Annotated in this window: 11 protein-coding genes; 7 read left to right on the top strand and 4 right to left on the bottom strand. The window is 63.7% G+C overall.

Features of this window, described 5'->3' with window-relative positions:
- Positions 1–41: 41 nt before the first annotated feature.
- The 6 genes from B2Z70_RS07495 to B2Z70_RS07470 all read left to right on the top strand — a co-directional run bounded on the left by B2Z70_RS07495 (position 42) and on the right by B2Z70_RS07470 (position 7,557).
- Positions 42–1,688, top strand: a complete 1,647-nt coding sequence (locus B2Z70_RS07495; RefSeq protein WP_292982190.1) for a thiamine pyrophosphate-dependent enzyme — start codon at positions 42–44, stop codon at positions 1,686–1,688.
- Between the two features lie 38 nt (positions 1,689–1,726).
- Positions 1,727–2,932 (top strand): glycine C-acetyltransferase, encoded by a 1,206-nt coding sequence (locus tag B2Z70_RS07490; RefSeq protein ID WP_009800747.1) that lies wholly within the window; start codon positions 1,727–1,729, stop codon positions 2,930–2,932.
- An 88-nt stretch (positions 2,933–3,020) separates the two neighbouring features.
- Positions 3,021–4,436, top strand: coding sequence for an amidohydrolase family protein (locus B2Z70_RS07485; RefSeq protein WP_292982188.1), 1,416 nt, complete (start codon positions 3,021–3,023; stop codon positions 4,434–4,436).
- Between the two features lie 83 nt (positions 4,437–4,519).
- A complete protein-coding gene (locus tag B2Z70_RS07480) occupies positions 4,520–5,710 on the top strand; it encodes a hypothetical protein (protein WP_292982186.1) in 1,191 nt (396 codons plus the stop codon).
- 96 nt (positions 5,711–5,806) lie between these two features.
- Positions 5,807–6,841, top strand: a complete 1,035-nt coding sequence (gene tdh / locus B2Z70_RS07475; protein WP_009800750.1) for an L-threonine 3-dehydrogenase — start codon at positions 5,807–5,809, stop codon at positions 6,839–6,841.
- 47 nt (positions 6,842–6,888) lie between these two features.
- Positions 6,889–7,557, top strand: coding sequence for a nitroreductase family protein (locus B2Z70_RS07470; protein ID WP_292982184.1), 669 nt, complete (start codon positions 6,889–6,891; stop codon positions 7,555–7,557).
- Positions 7,558–7,617: 60 nt separating this feature from the next.
- On the opposite strand, the gene B2Z70_RS07465 is transcribed toward B2Z70_RS07470, so the two are convergent.
- The 3 genes from B2Z70_RS07465 to B2Z70_RS07455 form a co-directional block, all read right to left on the bottom strand.
- Complete coding sequence (locus tag B2Z70_RS07465; protein ID WP_292982183.1) at positions 7,618–9,030, bottom strand: methyl-accepting chemotaxis protein; 1,413 nt, start codon at positions 9,028–9,030, stop codon at positions 7,618–7,620.
- Positions 9,031–9,095: 65 nt separating this feature from the next.
- Positions 9,096–9,278: a superinfection immunity protein gene (locus tag B2Z70_RS07460; RefSeq protein ID WP_009800753.1), complete on the bottom strand. Its 183-nt coding sequence runs from the start codon at positions 9,276–9,278 to the stop codon at positions 9,096–9,098.
- A gap of 137 nt (positions 9,279–9,415) precedes the next feature.
- A complete protein-coding gene (locus B2Z70_RS07455) occupies positions 9,416–11,089 on the bottom strand; it encodes a long-chain-fatty-acid--CoA ligase (protein ID WP_009800754.1) in 1,674 nt (557 codons plus the stop codon).
- Positions 11,090–11,196: 107 nt separating this feature from the next.
- Between B2Z70_RS07455 and B2Z70_RS07450 the strand changes: the two genes are divergently transcribed.
- Entirely contained in the window at positions 11,197–12,177 is a 981-nt protein-coding gene (locus B2Z70_RS07450; protein ID WP_292982181.1) for a threonine ammonia-lyase, read from the top strand.
- Positions 12,178–12,179: 2 nt separating this feature from the next.
- Here B2Z70_RS07450 and B2Z70_RS07445 read toward each other — a convergent pair whose 3' ends face one another.
- Positions 12,180–14,360 carry a lytic transglycosylase domain-containing protein gene (locus B2Z70_RS07445; protein WP_292982180.1) on the bottom strand — a complete coding sequence of 727 codons (2,181 nt, stop codon included), beginning with the start codon at positions 14,358–14,360 and terminating at the stop codon, positions 12,180–12,182.
- Between the last annotated feature and the right edge of the window lie 14 nt (positions 14,361–14,374).

Genomic DNA, 14,374 nt, shown 5'->3' with positions numbered 1-14,374 from the left:
CGCGTTAGCAGATCGGGTCAACAATCCTGGAGACCCACATCATGCCTTCCCGCACCGGCGCCCAGCACCTTATCGACGCCTTGTCCGCCAATGGCGTTGAACGGATTTTCGGTGTTCCGGGAGAGAGTTACCTGGCGGCTCTTGATGCATTGGTGGATGCAGGCATCCCGTTCATTCAATGTCGTCACGAGGCGGGCGCAGCGAACATGGCCGAAGCCCATGGCAAGCTGACCGGCAGGCCGGGCATCTGTTTCGTCACGCGCGGACCAGGCGCCACCCAGGCCGCTGTGGGCGTACACACCGCGCTTCAGGACTCCACCCCCATGATCCTTCTCGTCGGTCAGGTCCGGCGCGAGGATGAGGGCCGCGAGGCGTTCCAGGAGCTTGATTACGGGCAGGCCTTCGCCGGTCTCGCCAAGGCGGCGTTCGAGATCCGTGATCCCGCCCGCGTGCCCGAAATGATGATGCGCGCCTTCTCGCTCGCCATGAATGGTCGTCCGGGCCCGGTGGTTGTCGGCTTGCCTGAAGACATGCTGACCGAGATCGCGGACGCGCCCGCAGCAGCGGCTTTGCCGATGGCGCGCAGTGAAGTGTCCGCCAGCACTGCCGCCGAAATCGCCCAGATGATCGATGCGGCAGACCGCCCGGTCGTGATGGTCGGCGGGCCGGGCTGGCGCGATGAAGACCGGACGGCTCTGCACGCATTTGCCGAGCAGATGAATTGCCCCGTCATAACAAGTTTCCGCGTCAAGCACCTGTTTGATAACAAGCATTCCCATTATGGCGGTGAGGCGGGCATTGGCGCTTGCCCCGCTGTCGTGGGGGCGCTGCGTGAGGCGGACCTGATCGTCGCCATTGGTCCTCGCCTCGGCGAGATGACCACCCAGAGCTATGATCTGTTCGATGTGCCCGAAGGCGTGGCGGACCGTCTGGTCCATATCCATCCGGGCGGAGAAGAGCTGGGGCGGGTCTACCGGCCGAAGCTCGCAGTCACCGCCCAGGCTGGCCCCGCGCTGAGCAGTATCCACGCGGCCTCCAGGCCAGAGCGCGCCGCCACGCGCAGCGAGTGGGTCAAGCAGTGCCGCGCCGCCTATGACGCCTGGATCGAGCCGGTCGAGGTGACCGGCGATGTGAACCCGTCAATCATCTGGCGTGAAACGTCCGAGAAGCTTGGCGGTCAAGCGATCATGACCAATGGCGCAGGGAACTTCGCCGCCTGGCTGCATCGCTTCTGGGTGCACCAGTGCTGCCCCAGCCAGCTCGCCCCGACCTCGGGCGCGATGGGCTATGGCTTGCCGGCGGCGATCGCCGCCAAGTTGCATTGCCCGGACCGCCCGGTGATCGCGGTGTGCGGGGATGGAGATTTCATGATGGCGGCGCCGGAGCTCGCCACCGCCGTTCAGCACGGCGCGAACATTGTCGTTTGCGTCTTTGACAATGGCGCCTATGGCACCATTCGCATGCACCAAGAGCGCGCTTATCCGGGGCGGGTCAGCGGTACGGATCTGGCCAATCCCGACTTCAAGCTGATGGCGGAAGCGTGTGGCTGTGCGGGTTATTTCGTCGACAAGACCGAAGACTTCGCCGCAGCCCTCGATCAAGCGCTCAATGCCGGCAAGCCCGCTCTGATCCATGTCAAGCAGAGCCTCGCGGACATCGCGCCGGGCAAGACGCTGTCGCTGAGCTAGATTGCTTTCCAGTTTCGATCTTTGAAGGGAGTCCACCCATGTCCCAGAGTTTTTACGACCGCCTGACCGAGACCCTGTCCGAGATCGAAGCGGAGGGTCTCTACAAGCGCGAACGCACCATCACTTCGCAGCAATTCTCCGAGATCGATGTGCGCGGAACCGATGGCGCCGAGCGCCATGTGCTGAACTTCTGCGCCAACAATTACCTGGGCCTCGCCAACCGGCCCGAGCTGATCGAGGCGGCGAAGACTGCGCTGGATCGCTATGGTTATGGCGTGGCGTCCGTGCGCTTCATCTGCGGCGCGCAGGAGGTCCATAAAGAGCTTGAGGCGGCGATCGCCGACTTCACCGGCCAGGAAGACGCGATCCTTTATGCCGCCGCGTTTGACGCCAATGGCGGCGTGTTCGAACCGCTGCTGGGCCCGGAAGACGCGATCATCTCCGACGCGCTGAACCACGCCTCCATCATCGATGGCGTGCGCCTGTGCAAGGCCAAGCGCTATCGCTACGCCAACTCGGATATGAATGATCTCGAGGCCCAGCTCAAGCAGGCCCGCGAGGATGGCGCGCGCACTATTCTGGTCGTCACCGATGGCGTGTTCTCGATGGATGGCTATATCGCCAATCTCAAGGACATCTGTGATCTGGCGGACAAGTATGACGCGCTGACCATGGTCGATGATTGTCACGCCCACGGCTTCATGGGCCCGAACGGTCGCGGCTCGGTCGAACATTGCGGCGTGATGGGTCGGGTGGACATCATCACCGGCACGCTGGGCAAGGCGCTTGGCGGCGCCATGGGCGGTTTCACCGCCGCAAAGAAGCCGGTCATCGACATTCTGCGCCAGCGTTCGCGTCCCTATCTGTTCTCGAACTCTCTGGCCCCGGCCATTGCGGGCGCGAGCCTCAAGGCGCTCGAAATGGTGCGTGAGGGCGATGATCTGCGCGCCCGCCTGTTTGACAACGCCAAACGCTTCCGCACCGGCATGACCGAAGCGGGATTTGACCTGCTGCCGGGCGAACACCCGATTATCCCGGTGATGCTGGGCGATGCGTCGCTGAGCCAGAAGATGGCCGACAAGCTCATGGAGGAGGGCGTCTATGTGATCGGCTTCTTCTATCCCGTGGTGCCCAAGGGCCAGGCCCGTATCCGCACCCAGATGAGCGCCGCCCACACCCCCGAAATGATCGACCGCGCCGTCGCCGCCTTCACCAAGGTGGGCAAGGAGCTGGGGGTTATCTGATCCAAATTTGAGCCTGACCTGACATCTGTCAGGGTTCCAGGGTGATTTGACGTGATGTAGACCCCGGCTCAAACCGGGAGTTTACATCATGTCAATTTCTGCGCTCGCTCTTGCGCTCCTCACCGTTCAGGCGGTTCCGTCTGATGATCTCGTCATTCGCAATGTCACGATCGCCAGCCCGGAACGCGATGCGGTCCTGGCGGATCAGTCTGTAAGGATTCGCGATGGCCGGATCGTCGAGATCAGCGAGCAGCTGCTTGAGCCGCAAGGCGAGGAAATGCTGCTGGACGGGCAGGGGCGTTATCTGGCGCCCGGCCTGACGGACAGCCACCACCACGTCTCCTTCGTGCCGGGCATGGGCGCGGCGGGACTGCCGCCAGCAAATGAGCATCCCGCTCTGGTCGCGGCCTATATGGCGCAACAGCCGCGCAGCCTGCTCTATCATGGCGTGACGCAAGTGCTCGACCCGGCCCCGCTGACAGGCTGGGAGATCTTTACCGATCAGCCGCATCATCCCGATTTGCTGCGCTGTGGCGAGGTTCCGGGGCCGCATGATGGCTATCCGGTCAATCAGCGCGCGGGCGAAAACCCGGAAGACGCTTATCCCTATGACATCGATACGCCCGAAGACGCCGCATCGGTGATCGAGCGCATGCAGACTGACGGCGCAATATGCGTGAAGGTCTATCTCGAGGACGGATTTGGGGCCGCCAATGATTGGCCCTTGATGAGTGGGGAGACGCTCGACGCCATCAAGGCCGAAGCGGATGCCCGCACCATGCCGGTTCTCGTGCACGCCAACGCCATCGACATGTACGAGATCGCGCTTGATCACGGCTTGGGTGTGATGGCGCATGGCCTGTGGAATTGGCAATGGCCCGAGGGCGATCCGCCAGTAGTGGACACTCTCGACCGGGTTGTCGCGGGTCATGTGGGCTATATGCCGACCCTGCGCGTGATGGGCGGCCTTTCTGACCATGTGCGCCCCGGCGCACTGGACAATCCTGACCTTGTATCCGTGACGCCGTCTGACCTGATGATCTTCTATCGTCAGGGCGGGGCGGACTGGTTCGCCGATGAGCTGGCGTCTGATTTCCCCGCCGACATGCCGCGCGAGGAAATCGCCGGCATTTTCGGCTTCGGCGTGCAGCGCGGTCAGCGCGCGCTCGCCTATCTGCACGGCCAGGGCCATAAGGTGATGCTGGCGAGCGACTGCCCCGGCAGCCCCACCGCGATCAATCAGCCCGGGCTTTGCACGCTTCTGGAAATGGAAGCCATGGCCGCGGCGGGCATGAGCGCGACCGATATCTTCCGCTCCGGCACGCTGACCATTGCCAACCAGTTCGGTCTTGAAACCGAGTACGGCCAGATCGCACCGGGCTTCATCGCCAATCTGGTGCTTTTGAAGGAGAACCCGTTCGAGAGCGTGAGCGCCTGGCGCAGCATTGACGCAGTTATCCTGCATGGCGAAGTCATCGAGCGCGACAGCCTGCGAGCGCCCTGATCAGGGAATGCGTACGGTTTAAGGTGCGCTTTGCGTGTGCGCGTGTCAGTCTGGCGTTGATGCAAGTCAGGCAGGGGGACGCCATGACCGAAACTCAGACTGCAGCGATTGCGGCCGATGAAGGCGCCGCCAACAGCGCGCGACCGGGCGATGAGATGCTGCCCTTCCTCAATAACTTCCACGACATCTTCACCACCATTGGCGTGGTGATCCTGTTCGCGGGACTGAGCCTGGGCGGCGCGCAATTTCATGAATCCCTGAGACTGGAAGCGGGCTCGCTCAGTTCTCATGCCGCCGCCATCACGCTGCTGGCGCTGATCGGTCTCATGGCCTGGGGCTTGTCGGCGCTCCTCGTCGGACGCCAGCGCCGCATCCTTCCCGGCATTGTCCTGTGCTGCGTGTTTGTGGTGTTCGCAAGTCTTGCCCTGAGCTGGATCTATATCCGGCTGATCATGGCGCAGTTTGACTCCGCCGCCTTTGATGCGGCGGTCGACAGCATCACCAGCACGAGCGCGCTGTCGCGGGAGGCGTTCGACGCCATGCTGGCGGATCTGCCCTGGACGATCCGTCTGATGCCCATTGTGTTTGGCGGATCGGCGCTGGTCGTCAGCGCCTTTTACTATTCAAGCTTCCGTCTGCCGTTTGCGGGCGGTTTGACCGGACTGGCGCTTGTCAGCTTCGCCATGCTGGCCTGGCTGGTGATCGATCCCTATACGGTTGTGCGGTTCAATCCGTTGATCAATCTCCTGATGGGGCTGGCGCTGTTCCTGGGCGGCATCGCCTTCGATGCGCGGGACCCGGCGCGGACAACGCGATTGTCGGGAACGGGGTTCTGGCTGCACTTCTTTGCCGCCCCGATGCTGCTATCGGCCGCTGTCACCCTGGCGATTACGGGTGCGCAGGCGGACGGCGAGTCGCCTCTGGGGACAGGGCCTGTATTCATGCCCATGACCGAGGATGGATATGCGCTGCGCGCCGCCATTGTCTCCCTGGTCGTCATCGCCGTTTTTGCGCTCATCTCCCTCCTGATCAACAGGCGGGCCCTGATCGTCTCGGGTCTGCTGACGACCGGCGTGGCGCTGGCTGTGCTGGTCAATCAGCTGGGCCTTGATGGCGCGGGCGTGGCTGCCGTGACGCTGCTGGTGCTGGGCGGCATTGTGGTGCTCCTGGGGGTCGCCTGGACGCCGGTGCGCGGCGTTCTGACGGCGCCGTTCCCCAGCTCTGGCGTGATTGCGCGGATCATTCCGCCGGTCGCGCACGGGCATGAGGGCTGATCCGGAAGCACATCAATGAGGGGCGCTCTTTTCTTTCCGCGCGGGGCGTGATCAAACCGAGCCGAGACGTCCACCTCTCAATCCGGGAGCCCCCTCATGAAAGCCCTCGTCAAAGCCAAAGCCGAAGAAGGTCTGTGGTTGCAGGAGGTCGACAAGCCGGTCGTGGGACCGGACGATGTCCTGATCCGCGTGCACAATACCGCCATCTGCGGCACCGATGTGCACATCTACAACTGGGATAGCTGGGCGCAGAAGAACGTGCCGGTGCCCATGGTTGTGGGCCATGAATTCGGTGGCGTGATCGAAGAGGTCGGCGCGGACGTGACCCGGGTCAGCCCCGGCATGCGCGTGTCCGGCGAAGGCCATGTGGTAGGCCAGAAATCGCGCGCTGTGCGCGCGGGGCGCTTCCACCTCGATCCCGACACCAAGGGTATTGGCGTGAACATGCCCGGCGCCTTCGCCGAATACCTCGTCATCCCGGCCTTCAACGTTGTGCCGCTGCCCGATGAAGTCGCGATGGAGCAGGCGGCCTTCCTGGATCCGCTGGGCAATGCGGTTCACACCGCCACCGCCTTTGATCTTGTGGGCGAGGACGTGCTGATCACGGGCGCAGGCCCGATCGGCATCATGGCCGCCGCGGTGGCGCGTCATTGCGGCGCGCGCCATATCGCTGTGACCGACATCAATCCGGATCGTCTGGCGCTTCTGGAAAAGGTCTGCCCTACGGCTGTTCCGGTGAACACCACCAAGGATGATCTCAAGGATGTGCGCGCGCGACTGAAAATGACCGAGGGCTTTGACGTCGGGCTTGAAATGTCGGGCGCGGAGCCGGCCTTCACCCAGATGGTCGAGAACATGGTGATGGGCGGCAAGATCGCCATGCTGGGCCTGCCCGGCAAGCCGTTCAATCTCGACATGGGCAGCCTGATCATGCGCGCGATCACCTTCAAGGGCATCTATGGCCGGGAAATGTTCGAGACCTGGCACAAGATGCTGGCCATGCTGCAGTCCGGCCTCGATGTCAGCCAGCTCATCACCCATCGCCTGCCGGCGACCGATTTCCAGACCGGCTTTGACGCCATGCGCTCGGGCAAGGCAGGCAAGGTGATCCTCGACTGGACGCAGGTGTAGTTCATTCGTGAATGGCGTCCGGGCGCATTCGCGATAAGAATGCGCCCATGACCCATCCCGTGACCCCGCTTGAATTTTCCGAACTGCCCGAAGCCGAAATGCGCGCCCGGGCGGAGGCGTTTTACGAGACCATGCGCCAGCGGCGCACGGTGCGCGATTTCTCCGACCGCTCGGTCCCGCGTGAGATCATCGAGACGGCGATCCTGACGGCGGGCACCGCGCCCAATGGCGCCAATCACCAGCCCTGGCATTTCACCGTTCTGGGGCAGGGTCCTTTGAGGACGCAATTGCGCGAAGCGGCGGAAGCGGAAGAACGCGCCTTCTATGAGGGCAAGGCCAGCGCGGAATGGCTTGAGGCGCTGGAGCCTTTGGGCACCGACGCCAGCAAGCCGTTTCTGGAAACCGCGCCATGGATCATCGCCGTGTTCGCCCAACGCCGCGGCGGACCGAAGCCGGGCGATGACCGGAAGAATTATTATGTCTCTGAAAGCGTCGGTATCGCCTGCGGCCTGCTGATCGCCAGCCTGCACCAGGCGGGCCTGGCGACCCTGACCCATACGCCCAATCCGATGGGCTTCCTGACCGAGATCTGCGAACGCCCTGCATCTGAGAAGCCAATGATGCTGATCGTCTGCGGCTATCCCCAGGAGGGTGCGCAAGTCCCGCTTCACGCACTTCAGAAAAAGGCGCTCTCCGAAATTAGCGATTTTCGTTAGCGGATAAGACGCGGGCGGCGGATTGCTCCGCCGCCCGTGATGGTTCAGAACCGGGAAGCGTCAGGACGCCTTGCTGACCGTATCGGCGCTCAGCTCGCCAATAAGCCGGTCGAGCGTCTTGATCACCTCTTCGGAAGCCGCTTCCATTTCTTCAACGGCCGCTTCGGCGCCGGCGTAATCGCCCTGGGCGCACAGGCGCGCGGCGCGCTTGCCGCATTCATGCGCCCTGGCGTGCGGCGCCTCGATCGCCTGGAAGGCCGGGATGCGGCCATATTCGGACCGGGCGGATTCATACCATTTGCCCAGACGGCAGGAGCGGTGATCTGAGAGTTCGCTCTCGCTGAGTTTCGTGGCCCCGACCAGCATGCTGTTGAGCCGCTTCTTCCAGAGCAGATGGTCGGACTTGGCGCAGTGCAGGACGAAGTTGTCGATATTGCGCTCGCTCAGGGCCGCCAGGGTCTGGCCGATCGTGGATTCGGTGCCGGCGCTGGCCTCCACCACATGTTCAACACGCTCGCGCGCGCGGGTGGCGCCGCTGGCGATCTCGCTGACAGAACTCGACAGGTTCGTGGTGGCGCTCGACTGTTCGGTGATCAGCTGGGCGATTTCCGAGACGATCCGCGCACTCTCGCGCATGGTGTCCGTCACCGAGTTTACGGCGTTTTCTGAGGCGTTCGCTGCATTGATCCCTTCCTGAACAGAACCGGAGGAATTGGAGACGGCTTCGGTGATGGCGGCCACCTGCTGCTGCAGATGATCCATGCGCTGGCGAATATCCTCGGTCGCTTTCGCGGTCTGGCCCGAGAGCGCCTTCACCTCGCCCGCAACGACTGCAAAGCCACGTCCGGCTTCACCGGCGCGTGCGGCTTCGATCGTGGCGTTCAGGGCCAGAAGATTGGTCTGGTCGGCGATGGCGGCGATCGTGTCGACGATTTCCGCGATCTGGCGGGAGGCCTGTTCGAGATCGGTGACCCGCCCGGTGATGGTTTCGAAGGCGCCGCCCAGCTGCTCGGTTTCCGAGCGGGTCAGACGCACGGCCTCAAGACCGGTCTGGGATTGCTCAACGCAGGCGCTGAGAGAGTCGGCGCCGGTATTGGCCAGCTTGGTGATCGAGTGAATGGAGAAGTCCAGCTCCTCCACCGCCGTGGACATGCCCGACACATGGGTGTCCATCTTGCGCACTTCACCTGTCGCGCGGGCGACGGCGGCCATGGCTTCCGAGTTTTGAACCGAGGCGTTGACCGTGCGCTCAAGCTCGGCGGCGTTTCGCGCCCTGAGCTCCTGATGCAGCTCGGCGAGGGCGCTCGCCGCTTGCGGCGGCAAGCCGCTCAGCTCGGGCGAGCGACCGCATCGTATCTCGCGGATCGCCGTCGACAGGGCGTTGGCCCAGTCAGGTGCAGGCGCGTTCGCCGGTGTGGCCGTTCCGAGAGTGGCCGACGCGTTCGCGTCAGGTTTGCGACCGAAGCTGAGCATGAATTTCCCCGTGTGTTCAATATCACAGGGGTAATACTCAGATGGTAAACGCCTCGTTTATACTCTTACGCCCGGACCGGCCGCGCCACTGCGGTGAAGGACCAGATCAGGGCGATGATCCAGCCGACAACCGTCCAGCCCAGCAACAGGTTTGTCAGAAAGATCGCAAAGCTGTTGTGATGACCGCGCAAGAGCGCAATCACCGTGGGCAGAAAATTCAGCACCACCAGCAGAATCAAAACGTCCATGACCAACCTCCTTATTGTTTGTCGATAAAAGTGGGGATGGCGGGTCCGGACTTCAAGTGACGATCCCGTAAGGTCCCGGACACGAAAAACCCCGGCCTGGCAGGACCGGGGTTTCACGTCTTGCAAAAGGACGCGTGTTATTCAGGGAAGGTGTAGTCCTTGAACATCTCGCGCAGCTTGGTCTTGAGGATCTTGCCCGTTGCGCCGATCGGCATTTCATCAATGAACTCGACGCCGTCCGGCAGCCACCATTTCGGGACGCGGGTCGCCAGATAGTCGCGAATGGAATCCGCGGTCGGATTGGTGTTCGGCTTGGGCTGCACGATCAGGAGCGGGCGCTCCTGCCACTTGGGATGCGGCATGCCGATCGCGGCGGCCATCGCCACATCGGGATGGCCCATGGCCGCGTTTTCCAGATCGATGGAGCTGACCCATTCGCCGCCGGACTTGATCACGTCCTTGGAGCGGTCGGTGATGGTCATGTAGCCGTCCTGGTCAATATGGCCGACATCGCCGGTCTTGAACCAGCCGTCATCGGTGAAGCTGTCCGGGCCGGCGCCGCGATAATAGCTATCGATGATCCACGGGCCGCGGACATGGATGTGACCGGCGGACTGGCCGTCGCGCGGCAGGACATTGCCGTCATCATCCACGGTGCGCATCTCGACGCCGAACAGGAGGCGGCCCTGCTTGAGCTTGATGCCGACCTTCTCGTCCTCGGTCAGGTCCTCGTGCTTGGGCAGCAGCTTGCCGACCGTGCCCAGCGGGCTCATCTCGGTCATGCCCCAGCCTTGCTGCATCTCGACGCCATACTCGTCCTGATAGGCGCGCATCAGGGCTTCGGGCATGGCCGAGCCGCCCATCAGCACCTTCTGGACGCAATCGATGCGTTTGCCGCTATCGCGCAGATACTGCAGCAGACCCAGCCAGACCGTGGGCACGCCCAGCACCTGGTTGACGGTCTCGCCCTCGATCAGGGATTGCAGGCTTTCGCCATCAAGCTGCGCGCCAGGCATCACCAGCTTGGCGCCGGCCATGGCGGCGGCATAGGGCACGCCCCAGGCGTTGACGTGGAACATGGGAACGACCGGCATCACCACGCCGTCCGCGCCCACGCCGATGGCGTCGACGCTGCAGCACGCCATGGCGTGCAGAACCGTTGAGCGGTGCGAATAGAGCGCGCCCTTGGGATCGCCCGTGGTGCCAGAGGTGTAGCACAGGCCCGCTGCGGCGTTCTCGTCAAACTCGGGGAAGTCGTAATGATCGTCGGCATTGGACAGCAGGGTCTCATAGACGTCGATCTTGGTCTTGGTTTCCGGCTTGGTCGCTTCGCCGGTCATTGCGACCCAGCGCTTCACCGTCTTGCAATGCTTGGCGACGGCGTCGACCAGCGGGGCGAAGGTCACGTCAAAGAAGACATGCTTGGCCTTGGCGTGATCGATGATCCAGGCGAGCTGCTCCGGGCTCAGGCGCGGATTGGCGGTGTGCACCACGGCCCCGATGCCGGAGACCGCGTAATACAGCTCCATATGCCGGTGCGTGTTCCAGGCGATGGTGGTGATCCGGTCGCCGGGCTTCACTTTCAAAGGGCCTGTCAGGACGTTGGCGAGTTGCTGGGTGCGCTTGTAGCAATCGGCATACCCGTAGCGATGGATCTCTCCGGTATCGGGAAGCCGAGACACGATCTCGCGTTGACCGTGGTTGAAGGCAGCATGGCGCAAGATGTCCGCAATCATCAGCGGACGGTTCATCATCTGACCGCGTAGCACGTCGTAGTCCTCCCCTGTCACCTGATGCGCGAGGCCGCGCATCGGCTCGTTTTGTTGTTGGCTCTATCAAAAGGCCCGAAAGCGCACTACGCAATCCCTTTCACATCAGTTTCTTGCAGCTGCACAACTCCGCGAAAGGCTTTGTGACCATGACCCATCCGCTTCCCGTGTTCGAAGATGTCCGTGCAGCTGCCGCACGCCTGAAAGATCAGGCGGTTCAGACGCCGCTCCTGATGAACCACGCCCTGAATGAACGGATGGGCGGACGCATATTTTTAAAAGCGGAATGCCTGCAGCGCACCGGCACCTTCAAGTTTCGCGGGGCCTTCAACGCCCTTGCGCGACTGGATGATTCGCAAAGACAGGCCGGGGTCGTGGCGTTTTCCTCCGGCAATCACGCCCAGGGCGTGGCCGAAGCCGCTCGCATTCTGGGGATCAAGGCGATCATTGTGATGCCTGAAGACGCGCCCGAGGTGAAGAAGGCGGGCGTGCTGGCGCGGGGTGCGGAAATCCGCGCTTATGACCGTGAAACCGAGAGCCGGGTCGAGATCGCGCAGGCGCTCTGCGAGACAAGCGGCGCGGCCCTGATCCCGTCCTTTGATCATCCCGACGTCATCGCCGGGCAGGGCACGTGCGGGCTGGAAATCTTCGAAACCATGAAAGCCCGGGGCGAGACGGCCGATCAGCTTGTCTGCTGTGTCGGCGGCGGCGGTCTGATTGGCGGCATCAATCTGGCGGCGGAGGCGCTCTCGCCCCGGACGCGCGTCTTCGGCGCCGAACCCGAAGGCTTTGATGATCATGCGCGCTCTCTGGATAGCGGCAAGAAGGTCGTGAATGCCCGCAAGGGCGGATCGCTGTGCGACGCGCTGCTCACCGAAACGCCGGGCGAGCTGACCTATGCGATCAACCAGCCGCGGCTGGCAGGCGTGGGCGTCATCAGCGATCTCGAAGCGCTGCAGGCCGTTCGCTACGGGTTTGACACGCTCAAACTGGTTCTGGAGCCGGGTGGCGCGGCCGCGCTGGCGGCGGTCCTGTCGGGCAAGATCGACGTGAAGGACAAGACGACGGTTGTCGTTCTCACGGGCGGCAATGTGGACAGCGCCGTCTTTCAACAGGCGCTGTCCAGCTAGCCCTAGCGTCGGTCTGCGCCGCCATCTTCACCGGTTTCCGGCCCGGTCAGAACCGGGGCGTCCGGGCCTTGTTCGACCTGGGCTTCTTCCATCGCGGCTTCTGCGGCCTGGGCTTCGCGCAGGGCGGCGACGAAGTCGTCGGGCAGGGCCGGCAGATCCCGGGCGAACTGGCCGGCCATATCCTCTGTGATGTTGAGCGGCGTGGTCTGCCCGTCGTTCAGACGGGCCCGATAGACCTGCAGGTTCTCGATGATGCGCTGAACGTAGTTGCGGGTTTCGGAGAAGGGGATGGACTCCACCCAGTCGATCGGGTCGATGTCGTCGGTGCGCGGATCGCCATAATTGTCGACCCAGCGCCGAACGCGATGGCCGCCCGCATTATAGGCGGCGAGCGCCATCACCAGCGACCCCTCATAATCGGTGACCACCTCCTGAAGGTGCGCCATGCCGAGGGTGAGGTTGTAGCTGGGATCATCGGTCAGCCAGTGAAAGCTGTAGGGCAGATCGAGCTGACGCGCGGTCTGACGGGCCGTCGCCGGCATCATCTGCATCAGGCCCCGGGCGCCCGCGCCGGAAATCGCCTGCGGGTCGAACTCGGTCTCCTGACGGATGACAGAATAGGTCAGCGCGGCTTCGGGCGCGACGGGCGCGGTGTCCGGCAGGTCGATCACCGGATAGGCGCGTTCGGCCAGGATCATGCCCTGCAGGCGTCCGGCCTTGGCGGCGCGCACCGCCTGGCGGATCTGCAGGTATTCCAGCGCGATATCGGTGATCATCGCCTGTTCTTCCGGCGTCTGCATCTCGTCGTCGAAATGGTACATGAAGACCCGGAACAGATAGTCCGCATCGACCTCGGCCAGAAGGCGCAGGGCCTGGATTTCGGGCCGGGCGTTGAACGCGGCGCGCTCCTCCTCGCTGGGCTGGGGGTCCGGCGGCAAATCGAGCTGCGCCGCGTCCGGACCCAGGGCGAGAATGGCGAGCTGGCCATAGTATGCGGTCGGATAGCCCGCCGCGGCGGCGAAACGCTCTGACGCCAGATCCAGCTCGCCCGAGGCTTCTGCAGCCCGTCCTTGCCAGTAGAGGGCGCGCGAGGTGGAGACGGGGGTCGTCACGCCCTCTTCAAGCCGTTCGAAATGGGCGAAAGCGACGCCGGGCTGGTCCAGCTTGGTGAGCGCCAGCCATCCGGCCAGGAATTCGGCGTCGGCGAAATCCACGCCCCGCTCCATGCCGTTGGCGGCGGCCAGCTCATAGGCGGTTTCGAAGTCACGATCCCGGATCAGGTCCAGGATCATCAGCTTGCGCTCGGTCCACATGGATTCAAGCGCGGCGTCGTTGTCATAGCTGTCGGGCAGTTCGAGCAGCAGCTCGAGCGAGGTGTCGAGCCCGCGCTGCCGGCGCCAGCGGGCGCGCTCATACACAAGACCGGGCGCCGTGCTCAGCGAATCCGGAACGGCGGCCACCGCACTGTCCACGCCATAGGACCGGCTGGCGAGGCTGATGCGGGCTTCGGCCAGACGGCGTTCGCCTGCGGACAGCTCCGGCAACAACCGGCTCGCGGCCGTGCGCTGCCCGGCCCAAAGCAGAAAATCCACCCGTGCCGCGTGGTCTTCACCGGCCAGAAGGTCGCCATGTTCGCGCAGCACCTGGTTCTGATTGGACAGTCTCAGGGTCTGGGTGCGCCAGGCGGTGCGGATCTGCTCGGCGCCTTCTTCGGCCCGACCCAGCTCGATCAGGGCTTCGCCCAGGGCCACACGGCCTTCGCCGGTGACCGGTTCGCGATCCTCGAACCAGGCCGCGATCAGGGCCGGGCTGAGACCGGAATCCTCGATCTTCCATTCCGCCTCGCGCCGGATGGAGTCATGCCGCGGCCAGCCCTCCAGCTCGTCGATGGCGCGATCCAGATCGGAAAAGGGCGCTCGGGCGTCACTAACCGCGACCCGCCAGAGCAGGATATTGTCCGCGACCGGGTTGTCGGTCGTGAGGATGGCCTGGCGCACAGCGTCCCAGTCATCATCATCGGCGTCGCGCATGCCATGACGGAAAGCCGTGAAGTCCGCATCGTCGAGCAACAGGGAATGGTTGGGAACAGGGGGCTTCAGGCGCGGGGACGGCGTTTGCGCGTCCGCAGCGGAAACGGGCAGGGCCAGGGCGAGCATGAGCAGCGCGGCGCGGTACGAGGTCACGGCTAACGTCCTAT

This window comes from Oceanicaulis sp. UBA6590, from assembly GCF_002433705.1.
Classification (GTDB): domain Bacteria; phylum Pseudomonadota; class Alphaproteobacteria; order Caulobacterales; family Maricaulaceae; genus Oceanicaulis.
This window is presented reverse-complemented; position numbering and strand designations above follow the sequence as displayed.